The 16888-nt window shown below is 49.0% G+C and carries 15 protein-coding genes; 6 read left to right on the top strand and 9 right to left on the bottom strand.

Features of this window, described 5'->3' with window-relative positions:
- Positions 1–179 precede the first annotated feature (179 nt).
- From AC3QL0_RS07835 to AC3QL0_RS07805, 7 genes are all read right to left on the bottom strand, one after another.
- The gene (locus AC3QL0_RS07835) at positions 180–1706 is read right to left on the bottom strand and encodes a PepSY domain-containing protein (RefSeq protein WP_493010838.1); all 1527 of its coding nucleotides are present in this window, start codon (positions 1704–1706) and stop codon (positions 180–182) included.
- Positions 1707–1715: 9 nt separating this feature from the next.
- Positions 1716–3929 carry a TonB-dependent receptor gene (locus AC3QL0_RS07830; protein ID WP_493010837.1) on the bottom strand — a complete coding sequence of 738 codons (2214 nt, stop codon included), beginning with the start codon at positions 3927–3929 and terminating at the stop codon, positions 1716–1718.
- Between the two features lie 225 nt (positions 3930–4154).
- The gene (locus tag AC3QL0_RS07825; RefSeq protein WP_493010836.1) at positions 4155–4577 is read right to left on the bottom strand and encodes a DUF2946 family protein; all 423 of its coding nucleotides are present in this window, start codon (positions 4575–4577) and stop codon (positions 4155–4157) included.
- 8 nt (positions 4578–4585) lie between these two features.
- The gene (locus tag AC3QL0_RS07820) at positions 4586–5215 is read right to left on the bottom strand and encodes a LysE family translocator (protein ID WP_493010835.1); all 630 of its coding nucleotides are present in this window, start codon (positions 5213–5215) and stop codon (positions 4586–4588) included.
- A gap of 176 nt (positions 5216–5391) precedes the next feature.
- Positions 5392–5991 (bottom strand): hypothetical protein, encoded by a 600-nt coding sequence (locus AC3QL0_RS07815; RefSeq protein ID WP_493010834.1) that lies wholly within the window; start codon positions 5989–5991, stop codon positions 5392–5394.
- A 283-nt stretch (positions 5992–6274) separates the two neighbouring features.
- The gene (locus tag AC3QL0_RS07810) at positions 6275–6577 is read right to left on the bottom strand and encodes a monooxygenase (RefSeq protein ID WP_493010833.1); all 303 of its coding nucleotides are present in this window, start codon (positions 6575–6577) and stop codon (positions 6275–6277) included.
- A 34-nt stretch (positions 6578–6611) separates the two neighbouring features.
- Positions 6612–7334: a DsbA family protein gene (locus AC3QL0_RS07805; RefSeq protein WP_493010832.1), complete on the bottom strand. Its 723-nt coding sequence runs from the start codon at positions 7332–7334 to the stop codon at positions 6612–6614.
- A gap of 346 nt (positions 7335–7680) precedes the next feature.
- On the opposite strand from AC3QL0_RS07805, the gene AC3QL0_RS07800 reads away from it, so the two are divergent.
- The 3 genes from AC3QL0_RS07800 (at position 7681) to AC3QL0_RS07790 (ending at position 11140) form a co-directional block, all read left to right on the top strand.
- Positions 7681–8229 carry a YqaA family protein gene (locus AC3QL0_RS07800; RefSeq protein WP_493010831.1) on the top strand — a complete coding sequence of 183 codons (549 nt, stop codon included), beginning with the start codon at positions 7681–7683 and terminating at the stop codon, positions 8227–8229.
- Positions 8230–8765: 536 nt separating this feature from the next.
- Entirely contained in the window at positions 8766–10304 is a 1539-nt protein-coding gene (locus tag AC3QL0_RS07795; protein WP_493010830.1) for a TerC family protein, read from the top strand.
- A 284-nt stretch (positions 10305–10588) separates the two neighbouring features.
- The gene (locus tag AC3QL0_RS07790; protein ID WP_493010956.1) at positions 10589–11140 is read left to right on the top strand and encodes an NADPH-dependent FMN reductase; all 552 of its coding nucleotides are present in this window, start codon (positions 10589–10591) and stop codon (positions 11138–11140) included.
- 120 nt (positions 11141–11260) lie between these two features.
- Here the strand turns inward: AC3QL0_RS07790 and AC3QL0_RS07785 are convergent, their stop codons facing one another.
- Both AC3QL0_RS07785 and AC3QL0_RS07780 read right to left on the bottom strand, forming a co-directional pair.
- Positions 11261–11884, bottom strand: a complete 624-nt coding sequence (locus AC3QL0_RS07785; RefSeq protein ID WP_493010829.1) for a tRNA-uridine aminocarboxypropyltransferase — start codon at positions 11882–11884, stop codon at positions 11261–11263.
- 86 nt (positions 11885–11970) lie between these two features.
- Positions 11971–12453: an OsmC family protein gene (locus tag AC3QL0_RS07780; protein WP_493010828.1), complete on the bottom strand. Its 483-nt coding sequence runs from the start codon at positions 12451–12453 to the stop codon at positions 11971–11973.
- A 209-nt stretch (positions 12454–12662) separates the two neighbouring features.
- Between AC3QL0_RS07780 and AC3QL0_RS07775 the strand changes: the two genes are divergently transcribed.
- The 3 genes from AC3QL0_RS07775 (at position 12663) to AC3QL0_RS07765 (ending at position 16645) form a co-directional block, all read left to right on the top strand.
- Positions 12663–15113, top strand: coding sequence for a penicillin acylase family protein (locus AC3QL0_RS07775; protein WP_493010827.1), 2451 nt, complete (start codon positions 12663–12665; stop codon positions 15111–15113).
- A gap of 249 nt (positions 15114–15362) precedes the next feature.
- Entirely contained in the window at positions 15363–15860 is a 498-nt protein-coding gene (locus AC3QL0_RS07770; RefSeq protein ID WP_493010826.1) for an acyl-CoA thioesterase, read from the top strand.
- A 128-nt stretch (positions 15861–15988) separates the two neighbouring features.
- Positions 15989–16645, top strand: coding sequence for a hypothetical protein (locus AC3QL0_RS07765; RefSeq protein ID WP_493010825.1), 657 nt, complete (start codon positions 15989–15991; stop codon positions 16643–16645).
- Positions 16646–16888 lie beyond the last annotated feature (243 nt).

The following is a 16888-nucleotide window of genomic DNA, read 5'->3' as shown; positions in this document are numbered from 1 at the left end:
TGGCTAAAAAATTTATCGCTTTAGGCCTTCCTTCAAAAATACTGAAAGAAGGCTCAGGGCTCGGTGCATTCTGGTTAACATTTCGCTGTTTTTTTGCCTGCTGCTTTTACTCCTTATACTGACATTAATCACATTCATAGTGATAATCCAGTAGCTTGCCTCGGTGACTGGCGTTCACTTTACAGCCTACCCCTTCTCCTCCGCGCACGCCTAGCAACCATCGTGTTACGCACGCGCCTATACCCAATCAACACCCCCGTTGCACTGGCTAGCAATCCACCCACGCTCAGCACGATCAGCACCACATCGCGTAGCGTTGCAAACTGCAGCATTACCGGTAGATCCCAGCTATGCAGTAATTCAAACCACCAGCGGCCTGAACGTTGATGCTTATCCATGATGCTTTCTATTGCGCCCGTACGTGGGTCTAGGTGTACCCAGTTGCTGTCTGGATCCGCAAACTGAATGCGCAAAATAGGCAGTGGTTTTTCTCGTGCGCCACGCATAGCTTGTGGTGCTCTGGTGTAGTAGTAGGTGTCGTACTGCTCTAGTCGCTGAACAGACACTATAGGGAAATCAAATAAATGCTTGGCCGCTGCCAGCAACTGATGTTCGTCTATGTAGTGGTCAATCGTTGGTGGTAGCCCCTCTGCTGCAGGCATGACTACAGGGTGATTATCTGCTGTACGTCCAATCAAATACGGTTGGCTGTCTATCAGCGTCCACTGTATTTCTCGCAGGCTGTCTGGTGGCATCGTAGCAATAAAGTCTTGTGCGGTTTTATCAAACCACGCAGCGCTTAAGACTTTGCCTTGGTAGGCAGCTTTATTGGCGACTTGGCCTGGTGAAAACACACCCAATGGGTTCATGGAAAGTAATCCGCTGACTATCCACGTTAAGGTCACACCACAGAACAATAAACCTGCAATATGATGCCAGCGCATTGCTCTGGATGGATACGGTGTTCGCGCACCAGAACGGTAGGGCTTACGAAAACGCCAACGCCATATGCCTACTACCGTACCCGCTATAGTGCTCACCACTGCTACCGCTGAAAGCACTACCACTAGCCAATGCCAGATAGGGTCAGGCGTAGGCCCTCTAAACATGTATAGCCAATGCAGCCATGCACCTACGTAGTTCCAACTACGTGTGTGGGCATCCGCAAGCAGCACTGTTTCCCCCGTGCGAGACGAGACATAGACCACAGTATCTGCGGCATCATTTGCCCGCACCTTATGCAAAGGCCGATGTGGGTGCAACACGCCTGATCGTGTCCAAAGATCTGCTTCGACCAAGCCTTCATACGTGGGTGAGCTGCCCTGTAAATAATGAGCAACGGAGTCTAGCGCTTGTTCTTCATCTATAGGCGCTAACAAAGTGCCTGATTGCGCATCTACTGCATAAACGTTAGCTCCCTGCACGATCTGATATTGTGGCTTCCCTCCTACTACCACGACGCGCACACTACTCACGATGGAATCTGTGTGTGGTACAGCGTCTAACGCCGCATGCAATGACACACAGCATGACGCTTGCCTTAAGGGCTCCAGTCTAGCCATGTGCTCCCACGGATACAATTTTGGATAGCCTACAAACAGCATCACTATCCCGCTAAAAAACCAAAGCACCATGAGGATGGCAACCGCCACCCCACTCCAACGGTGCAACCAATACACAAGACCCTTCGGGTTACGTAGCCGCATTCTTACCCCCTAGAATGCGGCACGCAATGTGAGCTCGTACGTTCTAGGAGCACCTGCGTAATAGTAGGAAATGCTGTTGGTGCCTACGGCGTAAGTTTCATTGGTTAGATTACGTACACGCCCCACTAACGTCAGGCTGGAATTCAGCTTATACGACACACCTACATCCAGCAGTGTGTAGGCTGGGACGTAGTAGGTGTTGGCCACATTGCCATACACCTTACTCACATGACGCACCGCTGCACTGGCAGTCCATTGCGGCAGAAAGTCGTAATCTACCCATAGGTTGGCCACAACGTTAGGCACGTTTACAGGCCTTTTTCCCGTCATAGACACAATCTCGTTGCCCACTTTTTGATTAAACGTGTCGTATTGAGCATCTACGTAGGCAAGATTGGCCTGTAACCTCAACGCGGAAATGGGCTGCATACCCACGGAAAGCTCTACACCTCGTGAAGACTGTTTACCTGCCTGCACTGTCGTGCGTGGGTTTTGTGGATCAGGGGTAGCCACATTTTTCCGTTGGATTTCATACGCTGCTAACCCCACGGTGACACGGTCTTCCCAAAAGCTAAACCGCCCCCCTACTTCAACTTGCCTACCCGTACTAAGCTTCGCGTTGTCATTAAGATTGGCGTAGCTGGTCGTGGTTAAACCACCCGCAGGCGCATCGGCTGATGTGGCGTATTGCGCGTAAAGATTAATACCCAGCGCAGGGTCCCACACTAGCCCTACTCGCCCAGTGGTCGCCGAGTAACTACGCCCAAAATGCGCAGGGTTGGTCGCACTTGCCGTACGGTAGTTATTCAGGTCTAGTTTCAAACGCTCATAGCGTAAGGCTGTAATCAATTGCAGGTTAGAAAGCAGCTCGGTACGGTTTTCCGCTGACACTGCTAAAGTGCGCAACCGAGTACGTCTATCTCGTTGAAAACTGTCGTACATACCCGGTATATCGAAGAAGTCCTCTACGTCAAAATCATAGGGGTCCACGATGCTCTCGTAGGTCGCGCTACTGGGGAAATTAGTCCGGTAGCTCATACTGGCATCCAACGCGAAGGCCCAATCACTTTTTAGTTGGCCAAGGTTGCCGTTATAGGTGGCCACCATTCTATTGCCATACAGCTGGTGTTCATGCCGCTGCAGATAGGGGCCGCTACGTATCACGGCACTGTTATCTGGCGTGTAGTTATAGTTTTCTAGATTACGAAAATCACGCCTAGCGTCATACCAATACGCCGTGTTTTGAAATTTCCACGCATCAGAAATAGTGTAATCAACGATTGACCGCAACCACTGTACACGTTGCTCGTAGCGCGCATCACGGCTGTTGTAATTCTTATAGCGCGTTTTGCGATCTATTTTGAGTTCGCCCACCTTGGGATTTAGTACGGGTGTGCCAAAGTAGGGGCTACGCTCCACTTCTGTTTGGTACTCGTAAGCCAACGTGTGCGATAGCCTAGGAGTGAAATCCGACAACAGCGATACCGCCACTTGATTGGCACGTGCTGAATTCCTATCCACCCAACCATCTCCTGCTCGGTGTAACGCATCAATACGCACGTAATGCGCAGGCCCACCCTCTTGACCGCTTAACTGTCTATTCAGCCCTAGGCCTACACTGCGTAAGCCATACGAACCCACCCGCAACTGTGCATCGTAGAAGTCGTCCCGCTGGGCCAGCTTGCTAATGTAGTTAATGGTGCCGCCTACCGCCCCAGCCCCATACAAAAAGCCTGATGGCCCGCCCATAACCTCTACGCGGTCATAGATCCAGCTATCTACAGGACGTGTAGCTTGGCCGGTATCTTGAAGATTAATGCCGTTATACAAAACGGCCACTTGGCCAGAAGTAAAGCCCCTGTAGCTGACATTTATCGCACCAGGGGGTGACGACGCACTGATACCCGGTACGCCCCGCAACATTTCTTGGGTATTGTCAGCACCACGCTGTTCAATGGTTTCTCGGCCTATCACCGTCACCGTTGCGGGTGTTTCGCTGATGCTTAATCCTAATCGACTCGCCGTTGAAGTAATCGCCTGAAAATCCACAGGCCCATTCGCTACATGTGTTTGTAAGCCGCGCACCTGTATAGGGGCCAGTGTGGATGCCTGTACACCTTGATCTGCATTAGGTGGATGTTCTGAGGTAGCCGCATAAACCGCCGCTACCGGACACAAGGCCAGCATCGCCGCCGCGCCAATTTGATGAATATATCTTTGCATGTTGTAGCCAACGCAGGGAGGCACCACAAGATGGTGCCATCCAGTATGAAATAGACATAGCCACGCCTACGCCAGTTGCTCACTCCAAAAGATGAACAGCACATGCGTAAAACACGGATACATCACAACCTGACAGCCACGTTTTCTCTAGCGTTGGCAGTACGCCAAGCTCGCCTCAACAACTGTTGATGGCACAAAAACGTAGGCTGCACAAAATGTGCAACGTTAGTGAACAACGGGGGGAGCTCTAGAACCTAAAGGAGGCCCTTGAGTAAGAAGAATAGGAGCCTGTATCTGCTCAGCACGCACCAACAGCGGTGACTGCTGTAATACAGGCTTAGGCTGCACTGCGCCCTCAGGTGGCGTCATCGTCGCTTGCAGCGACAACACACCAAATACACAATCCATGTCGCCACTTGCGGACGACGAGTCATCATGACCTGATTCGGAAGCAAAACGCAGTGTGCTTACTGCACCATCAGCCGTACAAAATGTCAGTGCCAACTGCCCGTTTTGGGCAGCTGCAGCATCGGGCATATAGCCTGCAGGCACCAGCCCTCGTACCACAATCGCAAGCAGTAGCAGCCACAGCAACGAGCGTTGCGTGACCCAGCTTAAGTTTTGCGAGAGACGGGGAAGGAAAAACATGCCGCCAATTATATAGCTTTAGCTAACAACAGCCGTATACCAGCATAACCAAATGCTATCGCCAGCACACCCTCAATCCAGCGGCGTGCTTTTAAATACGAACGAATCATAGGTGCTGTAGAAAACACAATGGCATACCCCCCAAACACTACAACACTTAATATCGCGCAACCAAAGATTATTGCCAGCAACGTAGTAGTGGGAGAGTCCGGTCTAAGCCCTAGAGACATAATTGCTATCCATGCCAATACCGCTTTAGGATTGGTCAGATGCAGCAACAGACCACGCCTATAAATTTGCCACTTGTTGGCAGGTAAGCGGGCCACTACTGAGGAGGGCATTTTGGTGCTGAGTGCAGACTTTGCTGCTTTGTAGGCTAAATACAGCAGGTACAGACCGCCCACTACTTTGATGACGAACAGTGCATTAGCATAGGTAGCAAGTATTGCTGAAATCCCTGTAGCCGCCATCGCAGCCCAAAACAAACTACCCGTGATCACACCGAACGCTAACAGCAAGGCAGAACCTCTGCCTTGGCTCATCGCCATTCCCATGATGGCCATATTACTGGGCCCAGGGCTTGCTGTTGCAATCAAATAGGCTATGTAAACCATCAAAAGCTGCTGTAGTTGTTCCATGATATGAGCCTTTGGTTATCGCTAGGCAGAGTCGTTGGACTCCGAGCATATCACCAAAATAGCACTGTAACGATGCACTTTTCACGTACCTCCATGCGTTGAAGCGGTTGAGGCCTACCGTGTTCAACAAAAAACCGCCCTAAGGCGGTTTACTGACGAGCTGAAAACAAACCGTGCTATCTGGACTGGTTCTCAAACTCCTGCTGAATCTCGGGGAATCTCGTGAAAATACTGCTTCTAGCGTGTGATATATCGGTGACTACCGTGTTTGCTGCTGCTTGCATCACACCTTCAACACGCTTTTGAATATCGCTCTTAGGGCCTGTTAACAGCTCTCGTCGCACATCATAGTTATATACGACCAGAGTAGTGTCCCCAGAAGGATTGCTGTCAGCATACGGTACAGGCACTACCAGCGGAAGCTCAATGGCTACCGTCACACTCACTGCACACAGAGAAGCTGGTGTCAGCTGATACCCAATTGCTTTAACAAGCAGCCCTTTTGCTCTTGAGCCTACTCTGTCAGCAACTTGAAAACCATTTTTTTTAAGCTCAGTTTCCATAGTGTCTTTCAAGGCTGCAACATTAGACAAACACCCATCTGTGACTTGCTCTTGCACTTTAACGTGGAAGGTATCTATGGTGCTAATTAGCGCCTCTGGCCCACCATCTAGAAGTAGCGAGTGTCCATTCGCGTGAGCGGTAGTTCCCACCAGCGACAAACACACTGCGGCAGATAATCCGACTACAGAACTGCTTACTGCTTTTATTCTCATGTCATTCCTACTATTTTGACAGCTACATCCTCAAGCTGTTCATTGCTTCGTGATTTATGACAAGTGTAAATCCTGAATAAACGCCTCTGCAATCGGATAGCAACCCGTTTTTCTACAAACTCACTACGTCGCCACTTACATCATGCGCCGCATTACCTACAGAAATCAGCTTGTGGCCAATGCTGGCCATCCCCAGTGCAACACCCTAGAAACCAAGCCATAACGCTCGTGATTATCCTGTCTCTCATACTCGATGATTATGTTGTCACGTAGTTTTCTACGCTTAGGCACTCCAGCCATCTATGCTAGAAAGCGCTTCGTTCACTGCAAAAATCTTGGCATTCACATAGGGGATGCCGGCTTGCTTTAAGCGGTCTGCATGCAATGCCAAATAACGCTCTGCATTGGCTTTATCCGCAAACAGGTAGATCCCCCCTGCTTCATGCTCTGCAGCGTTCTCAGTCCATATTTTCCAAATCAATCCAGCCTCTTTGGCGATAGACTGCGCCAAAGCCTCCATCGCTGGAACCATGTCTTTGCCCCACGGACCGGTATACGGGAAATCAACTTGAAGAATGTAGTGCATTACCTGCTCCTTGTGTCGTGTACTGCCTAAAGACTTAGGCGGCTATTGCTTGTTTGAGTGTAGTCAGCAATTGGTCTGCCTTCACCATACCTACCGCTAACGCAGACATTTCACCATTACGTTCCAACAAAATTGTAGGGAAAGAACGCACTCCCCATTGCCGGCAACGTACGAACTCTTGGTGTACTGCGTGCTTGGCTTCTGGCGACTCAAACAATGAATTGAACTCCGCCACATCCAGCCCTAAACGCACACAAATTTCAGCGTAGAAATCTACCTTGGTGGTGTCTTGCCCTTCTACATAAAACTTCTGTTGAATAGCAGAAAAAAACTGCAGCACTATGGCTTCTGGCAGATTGTGTTTTGCTTCGAGCAGCTTTACGGTTGCCACAGCACGGCATGCGGGCTCGGTATCGTAGTTAAAATGCGGCGCCTCTAACAACGTAAAACCAAAAGGCTGGCCAGTGACGTTAGCAATGTGCTGCCATTCATTACGCAAAAAGTCTTTAAATTGTGGGCTCCATGGGTCACCACCGCCAGCCCGCAAACCACCCATGGTAAGAGAAAACGCTATACCTTCTGCGGCACAAAAATCAGCTAACGCTTTGACCGTAGATGAAATACCCCAGCACCAAGAACACATAGGATCACCGACATAGCGCACCGCTAACCCTTGACGTAATGTTGGCTTCACGCTGGTAGGCGTTTCTAACTCAGGCAATAAACACGCACCGGTAACAGGATCGCAATTCATCATTTGTACAGACTCCTTCTGGATTAGCTCTGTACAGTCTACTCTGCCTTGGCATGGGAGCTTTACTCTGACACAAACGTGTTTAACGTACCCCACAATGAGGGCCTCCAGTTTGATGACCCCAACATCGCCATTACATCGTGCATCTCAGGTGCTGGCATCTTCCCAGGATCCCCATTTGCCGTCAGAACTTTTATACAAACAGATGCTCTAATACCGGTATTACCACTTTGGAGTTTCAAAACCCGCCCTATACATATCCTGTACCCCACCAACAAGCACCTTTACTTATAGACCTACGTCTCTACCTTCTTGCATGAAGATATTCTCACCGTTGTATGCTCGCGCAATGACGTGGTCACGTGACCCTAAAGCGCCTTTCTTTCTTGGCACGCTCAGTTTTTTTGAGTCTATATTCTTCCCCGTTCCACCCGATGTCATGCTCGCCCCCATGTGTATGGCAACGCCTAAGCGCGCGTGGTGGTTCGCTCTGCTCACGACGTTAGCGTCTGTAATAGGCGGCATACTTGGCTACTTGATTGGCTACTATGCATTTAGCGCTATACAAGCGTGGCTAGAGGGTAGCAGTTACTGGCCTGCTTATGAAACCGCTATTGCCTGGTTTAAAGACTACGGATTCTGGGCCATTTTTGTCGCCGGTTTCTCGCCCATTCCTTTTAAAGTCTTCACGCTGGCTGCCGGTGCGATGGCTATGGCATTTACCCCCTTTGTGCTGGCGGCGATTATTGGTAGAGGCATGCGCTTCTTTTTGGTGGCAGGTTTACTTGCGTGGGGTGGCCCACGTATGGAAGGCTTACTACATCGCTATGTGGACCGCTTAGGGTGGGCCACCGTAGCCATCGTTATTATTGCTGGTCTCTGGCTGGCATTTTCGTGATGTGTGGGTGCCCCTAAACGGGTACCCTCCTCTCGCAAATAAAAATCAAAATCAACCATTCCTTACGTTATACTGAACAAGTCACAACTTCTCTCTGCCCGTATGCGACGATTTATCGTCCTCTTTTTACTGTTCATTCTGCCCATTCAAGTATTAGCTGAGTCTCTAGCAGACTTACCTACGGTACCTCATACCACCACGACTGCTGAAGTCGCTGAAACGGCAACAACCACTGATAGAAGCATCCTAAAAAGCACTACGTTTTTCTTAGATAAACCTAAGAAGGGCCAACAAACGGTGCATGCCGATATTAGTGATTCTGTGAACAGTGCAGAGCTGTACTTACACCCTCCCTTATTGTGTGAGCAATGGCCTAGCTATAGTGCTCAAGCTTCTCCGTTAGCCTACCCGCCACGACGAAAACCGCCCCGCGTTTAAGCCACACAACACGCATTAGACATGCGTTGTAGTTTTTTCCCATCCCCTTTACTGGCGATGGTACGGCATCAGGTTTTACTCAATCATGTAGGCGTAATATGGAATGGCTTTTAGACCCCAATATATGGGTGGGTCTGCTGACTCTGGTTGTACTGGAAATAGTACTTGGTATAGATAATCTTATTTTTATCGCCATCCTGGCTGATAAACTCCCCCCGCATCAACGCGATAGAGCACGCTTAATAGGCCTATCGCTCGCACTGGTGATGCGTTTGGGCTTACTCACCATCGTATCGTGGCTGGTGACACTCACCACTCCCTTATTCTCTATTGCCTCCTATTCATTCTCGGGACGTGACTTAATTCTGCTGTTAGGCGGCCTTTTCCTTTTGTTAAAAGCCACCTCTGAACTGCATGAACGCTTAGAAGGCACGCCACATCAACAAAGCCGCTCTAAAACCTATGCCAGCTTTGCTGTGGTCGTGGCTCAAATCATCGTGTTGGATGCCGTATTCTCGTTAGACGCGGTCATTACCGCCATCGGTATGGTGGATGAACTACCTGTCATGATGGCAGCCGTTGTGATCTCTATGGCCATGATGATGTGGACATCTAAGCCGCTAACGCGTTTTGTTAGCGCGCACCCCACCGTTGTGGTGCTGTGCTTAAGCTTCCTCTTGATGATAGGTTTAACGCTCACAGCCGAAGGTTTGGGCTTCAAAATTCCTAAGGGCTACTTATACGCTGCCATCGGTTTTTCTATTGTGATTGAGTTTTTCAACCAATGGGCCCGTCGCAGTTCACTTAAAAATGAAGCTCGCCTACCGTTGCGTGATCGTACTGCTGACGCCATTTTACGCTTGCTGGGTGATCGCAAACGCTCCGAAAGCACCGAAGATGAAGCCCACGACGAACAACACATGGACCAAGCAGCCTTTGGCCCTGAGGAACGTAATATGATCAGCGGCGTACTGACATTGGGTGCCCGTTCCATTCGTTCCATCATGACTCCCCGTTCAGAAATATCATGGGTAAACCTGGATGATGACCCTGCCGTCATCCAGCAACTGTTACGCGAAACGCCACACAGCTTCTTCCCCGTAAGCCGTGGTCAGCTGGACAACACCTTAGGCGTTGCGCGAGCTAAGGATCTGATGGCCGACATACTTGATAACGCAGACCTGCAGAAGCTGCCTTCTTTGCGTGAACCAATTATTGTTCACGAATCTACAGGCGTCTTGCAGGCCATGGATATACTCAAGAAATCACGTGGTCAGTTAGTACTGGTGACCGACGAATACGGCACCATTCAAGGCTTGCTTACGCCTATAGATATTTTGGAGGCCATTGCCGGTGAGTTCCCTGATGAAGATGAACACCCCACTATTGAATGCATAGCCCCCAACACATGGCGTGTAGACGGCACCACCGACTTACACCACCTTGCCCAAACACTTGAAAGTGACACTTTACTTACGCGGGCAAATGGCTTTAGCTCTATAGCTGGACTACTGTTAGATGTCTTTGGCACCTTGCCTGAGGTTGGTGCTACAACCGAGCTAGATGATCTGCATATTACGATTACCGGAATCGCTAACCGACGTATTGCTACTTTGGAAGTGACACGGTCAAGCTAACAAGCAGGCTCTCGCCGCACAAGGCTTCTGCCGCATAAAGCAGAAGCCTTGTCACCTTCGATTGTACGTTCACAGCGCCAAAAACCATCATTATGAGCAAGGTATAATAAATAAAATCCCCTTTCATGCCTTATATCAACGCATTTATAGCTAAGATCGTCGATAATCAATGATATAGAAAACCCTGCTCTTTAACGTATATTTTCCAAATACAAGCACATCATTTCTTCACCCAGAGTGTTTAGCATCACTGTTTGAGCACTCCAAACATGGATACCATCAATATGAATCAATTTAAAATTGCAGTAGTAGTGGGTAGCCTGAGAAAGGACTCTTTTAATCGCCAGCTCGCTCAAGCGCTTGTTCGTTTAGCCCCTGCCGATTTCGTTTGTGAATTTATAGATATTGGTAACCTGCCACTGTACAACCAAGATGCTGACGTTCAACCGTCAAAGGCTGTAGTGGCGTTCAAAGCAAAAATACAGTCCGCCAACGGGCTGCTGTTTGTCACCCCTGAATACAATCGTTCCATACCTGGTGTATTGAAAAATGCTTTAGACCAAGGCTCACGCCCCTATGGCAAGAACGTCTGGTCTGGTCTACCGGCAGGTGTATTAGGAATATCGACTGGTGCTATAGGTACTGCCGTAGCTCAGCAGCATCTACGTAACGTGCTCACATTTCTTGATGTCCCGACGCTTCAACAACCTGAAGTTTTCCTCCAGCACAAAGATGGTTTGTTCGATGCTGATGGCAATATTGGGCCTGCGAGCAAAGACTTCCTGCAAAACTGGTTTAATCGTTATGCAGACTGGGTACGCAAACATCAGAAATAAGTATGTGAGGTCGGTACATTGTATTGACATGTAACCTTCTTAGTGAAAAGGGCTTACAGCGTAATTGCTATAAGTCCTTTTTTGTTTACCCATCACTTTCGCTGCCAGCCCACTCTGGTTTCAGTTGTCCCTACGTCCATAGTTACGCGCGTAAACCTCTGCTCCCATCGCCGCAATCTGCTGCTCTACCAAAACAGTAAACGGCTTTAATAAAGGCTGAAAATCATGCTCTGGCTCTAACACCTTCAACGTGCGAACAATAGCTTCGATGGTCGCCACTGCTGCCGTTTCTGTTGCTTTACGCACTCTATACAAAGAAGGCTCACCCACTGGCAAACTAAGATGCGGCAAGCTGCTTAACAATGTGTTGGACTGAATGATTTTCCGTGCATTACGCCACGTGCCATCGGGCACAATCAGCAATGCAGTCTTCGCTTCCTCTATAGCCTCTAAAGGCTGCTGCACATTGTGCTCCTTTGCAGGGAACAGTAGAAACGCCGCATCAACTTCCAAAAGTTTTTCTTCCAACTGAGGGAAATGCTCTCCTACCCACAGTTCGGCCTGTTCTAAGCCCAATACGGCCAGACGTGCAGTATTTAAGGGATGCTTTTGCTCATCTGGGTGCTGCAGTACCAGCACGCTAATGCGATTAGGCACTACGCTTATGTGTGCACATAAACAATGTGATACGGGCCGCGCACAACGCTCACACATGGGGCGCGTCGCTTTTTTAGATTCAGACATAATCTTGCTAATACTAGACCTACAAACGAATGCGAAAGCGTAGCCCGCCCCCAGTAGGACGGTCTACTAAACACGCATTGACGTAATCAGCCTGCGTAGTGATTTTCACCGTCTACAGTTACCGTTGCCAAAATAGAGTGCGCAATATAGCAGTTCTCGTGGGCTTGCTCATGGTTTTTAGCAATCTCATCTTGGCTAGGTTGATAACTACCTGAAAACACAACCTTAGGTTTTAAGACTATTTCTGTGATGGCCATTTTGCCGTGGCTGTTCTTTCCCATCGTGCCCTGCGGGTTGTCATCATAGCTCTCTACTACCCATCTTTTCTTAGCCGCTAAGCCCAAGAACCACAACATATGGCAACTTGAAACCGCTGCCACCAAAGCCTCCTCTGGGTCAACAGCCGCTAAGGTTGAGTACGGTAACGGAACAGAATGCACGGACGACGAGGCAGGGATGCTCACCCCCTCATCAAAGGTCCAGTGATGCAATCTGCTGTACTTATTATCCGAAAAGGCTTCATCAGGCTGACGTTGCCAATGAACGCGTGCAAAGTAGGCGTGGCTCATAAGATGCTCGTGACACAGTAAGGGAATGATTCACTAGCTTAATCCAGCTTCAAAAAGCCAGCAAACACAAACCGCCACGCGACACACAATCGTTGAACAACTAGGACAAGCCCTTATTTCAAGTTTAAACATTACACAATTACTCTAATAAATCAAAAATAAGTAATGTATTAACCGCTATTCCCATATATAGCGCCTGGAGACAACGAGTGCGATCTTCTGCTTTGAAAAAAACAGCTTTTAGTTTGAGTTTATTGGCTAGTGTCCTACTTTCAGTGGCCCATGCCGCCCCCGTAACGGTAGAAATAAACCGTGATGCCTACGACGTACCTCATGTATTTTCTGACAGTAACTACGGACTGTTTTACGGCTATGGCTATGCGGTCGCACAAGATCGCTTATTTCAATTGGACATGGCACGCCGATCCTTTGTAGGTACTACAGCAGAAGTATTAGGTCCTGGTGACAACAACGCCTACCTGAACTACGACATCAACGTACGCCGTAACTTCAACCCCGAATCCATCAACCAGCAACTCGCCGCCCTACCAGAAGAAGATGCCAACATTTTCAAAGGCTACGCCGACGGCTATAACGCGTATTTAGCTCAAGTACTCAGAAACCCAGAGCTACTGCCCAAAGAGTATCTAGACTTCGACTTTGCCCCCACACCTATCTCTGCCTTTGACGTGGCTATGATCTGGGTAGGCTCTATGGCAAATCGTTTTTCTGATGTGAACTTGGAAATGGGGTCGTTAAGTTTGCTAAACGACCTGGAAGCCAAACACGGTAAAGCCGAGGCTGAGCGAATTTTCAATGAGTTGCTATGGGTGAATGATCCAAACTCCCCCACCACCGTACCTACATCAAGTACTCAAAAACCGGTGTCCTACCAACCGCCTGCGCCACCACAATTGGTTGCCCTCTCCACGGATGCAGCGCAATCCATTTTGCAAGACACCGCAACACGCTGGGGTGGTACCGGGCCAGACTTTGTACCCAAGGCCAGTAACCTCTGGTCTACCCAACCACATCGCGTAGAAGAAAACGCCACCATTTTGATTAATGGCCCGCAGTTTGGCTGGTATAACCCCAGCTACACCTATGGCATTGGCTTACACGGTGCTGGCTTCAACGTAACAGGTAACACCCCTTTTGCGTACCCTATCGTGCTGTTTGGCACCAATAACCAAATCGCTTGGGGCGCAACCGCCGGCCCGCAAGATGTGGTCGATATTTACCAAGAGCAACTGAACCCTAACAACCCTGCTCAATATCGCTACAACAACGAATACCTAGACATAGAAGAGCGCCAAGAAACCATTAAGGTTAAGGGCCAGCCGGATACCGTCGTGACGTTACAGCGCACGGTGCATGGCCCCGTCATGGCTGTAGATAATCAAAACAAGGTGGCATACAGTAAGAAACGCAGTTGGGACGGCTACGAAGTGCAGTCCTTGTTGGCATGGCTCAATATCGCTAAAGCACAAAACTGGGAAGATTTCTTAGCGCAAGCCGAGAAAATGGCGATATCCATCAACTGGTATTACGCTGACAAAAACGGCAACATAGGCTATGTATCGCCCGGCTTTCTGCCTAAACGCCCAGCAAACCAAGACATGCGCATTCCCGCCTTGGGCGATGGCAGCATGGAATGGGAAGGCATACATGACTTTAGCGCCACACCTAAAGCCTACAACCCTCAGCAAGGCTACCTAAGTAACTGGAATAACCGCCCCGCACCCGACAAGACCAATACCGATGCGTACTACTGGACCTACGGTGATAGGGTCAACGAATTGAATGTGCAATTCGCACAAAAAGACAAATTCACGCTGCAAGAAATTTGGGACTTCAATCGCCTAGCATCCTACCACGACGTGAACTGGCGTTACTTCCAGCCGCACCTACAAAAAGTCGCTGCTAAACAGTCAACGAACACACCTACACACGACATGACAGCGCTTTTGCTGCAGTGGGATGGATTAGAAACGGATGACGGCAACGGCGTTAACGTTGGCCCTGAACGTTTGATTTTCAAAACGTGGCTGGAAGAAATGTACAAGCTGGTGCTGGTGCCTGTTTTGCCTGAAGCCCATCAAGCCAGCTACACCAACACCGGTTTTGCGAGCACCAACGGCCCTAACCCAGGCTCTATCAACCTCAGCATGGGGACTAAAGTTCTGCTGCGCGCACTGGATCTAGAACAAAACCCCGACCCACAACGCCATAATTTCTTTGCACAGAAACCCTCTACCGAGGTCATGCAGCAAGCCTTAGAAAATACCTATCAACGCTTAAAAGCGGAGCAAGGTGAAGATATGGCTAACTGGAAAATGAGCAGTTCAGTTCATAAGTTTAGCGATCGCAACTTTACTGGTACACCACAAACCACAGCAGGCAATACGTTCAGCTTCACGGGTTACCAAAACCGAGGCACAGAGAACAACCGCATTGTGTTCTATGAGGACAACGTCGAGTTTTGCGACGCGATGCCTCCGGGTCAAAGCGGTTTCATCGACAGACATGGTAAGAAAAGCCCACACTACGATGATCAACTCGCCTTATACCAAAACTTTGGTTGCAAACCTGTCAGCTCAACCGAGGATGACATCAAAGCAACAACAGTAGAAAGCACCGTATTAATCGTAGAGAGCTAATACTACAACTCTATTTGTTACCCGCTCATGAAAATCCTCAGCTAAGCTGAGGATTTTTCACATCACTCATTTGCTTATAAAGGCCATTTCAAGCCAGTCTCAACAAGCCGTGGCATATAATGAGCAGCGAACGATGACCTATACAGCAGTCTGTTTGCCGCATTTTTACTCTACTACTGATTTATTTCAACGGTGCCTTTACTCTTGTGTTTGGCATCGTTATTTGTATCCAAACAAGGACGTTACACAATGGATTTGCCCGCCCACCAATTAAGCATGACTGTATTGATGACTCCCGATACAGCAAACTTTTCCGGAAACGTGCATGGTGGCACCATCCTCAAACTGCTGGACCAAGTGGCCTTCGCCTGTGCTAGCCGTTACGCCAAAAGCTACGTAGTGACACTGAGCGTGGATCAAGTGACCTTTAAACAGCCCGTTCATGTGGGCGAACTGGTGACTTTTCTAGCCAGCGTTAATCACACCGGTACATCCTCGATGGAAATTGGTATCAAAGTGATTGCTGAAGATATTCGTAGCCGCGTTGTGCGCCACGTGAACAGCTGTTTCTTTACTATGGTTGCGGTTGAGAATGGCAAGCCCATTCCTGTGCCTACGCTAGAACCCCAAACCGACGATGAAAAACGCCGTTTTGTGGCTGCTGAGGTGCGTCGTGAGCTGCGTCGTGAAATTGAACAGCGCCATCGTGCTGTGCAAACAAACGCGAGCCCAACCGCCAGATCCTAAGCAACATTACTGAGCGCGCGACAAGCCCCTTGTAGGGGCTTTTTCTTTTAGGAGCGTTAAAACCGCCTCCTACCGCCCTAAGGGCTGTAGACTACTCAGCATCATTGTCTTTATGCAAACGTATTCTTGTGCGCCATTCTTTATCTAGATTCGCCTTAGTCACCGCCCTTACCCTTATCACCGTAGCAGGCTGCTCGCTTCCTGATTATGTGAATGAACAAGCCGAGTGCTTAAATCCACAAGGTCCTTACCCAGCATCCTGTGGCGTGAACTATAAAGGGCCAACGGGTGAATTAGTTTTAAGCCAAGCCACCACTGGCGGCAACCCTGATATACGCTATTTAACCGCTATGCAAAGCTTCTACCCTGATGCTCCTATCAGCGTAGAACAATTAGTAGCCGTCGCCAAAGCAGCAGAACAGGGAGATGAAGCCTCTATTATGGCCTTGGGTAGGTTGTACTATGAGATAGGCCATCACTACACCAACTGTAGCGTGGTGAAAACTGGGCAGAACTGGCTCAAACGCGGCAGTGACATGCAATTACCCCACCCTAAAATCATGCTCTCGCAGCACTATTTCAGTGGCATTTGCATGCCCATCAATGTTAATAAAGCCTTGCAACTCGCCCGCGAAGCACGCGCTATCGATGACGATCCCATCATCATTGAATGGTTGGAGTACGCCAGCAGCCCAGACAACCAAGCATTGGCCGAACGCGAACGCCAACAACAGCTAGAAGTGCACCAAGGCAAACGCCCCCCTAAGCCATCTACACAGTTCTAGCATTAGAGAGCCGCTTAACCTAGCGGCTTTTTAAATACCTAAACTATCGAATTTGGCACTTATTTTTTTAGCCTGAGCCAAAAGAGCTTCTAAGGCTTGTTGACGTTCTGCCTCGTGATACCGCGAGCGTAAACCCTCGGCTCACTATGGTGAGCCGTTTTTTATTCGTTTAAGCTTAGATTACTCTCTAACACAAACTACTCATTCGTTAAACATCAAAAACTCGGGACAATAACTAGTTTC

Source organism: Paenalcaligenes sp. GW821-LYS-B07-1 (assembly GCF_058803365.1).
Note: the sequence above shows the minus strand (reverse complement) of the source record. Positions and strands in the feature narration are given on the sequence as shown.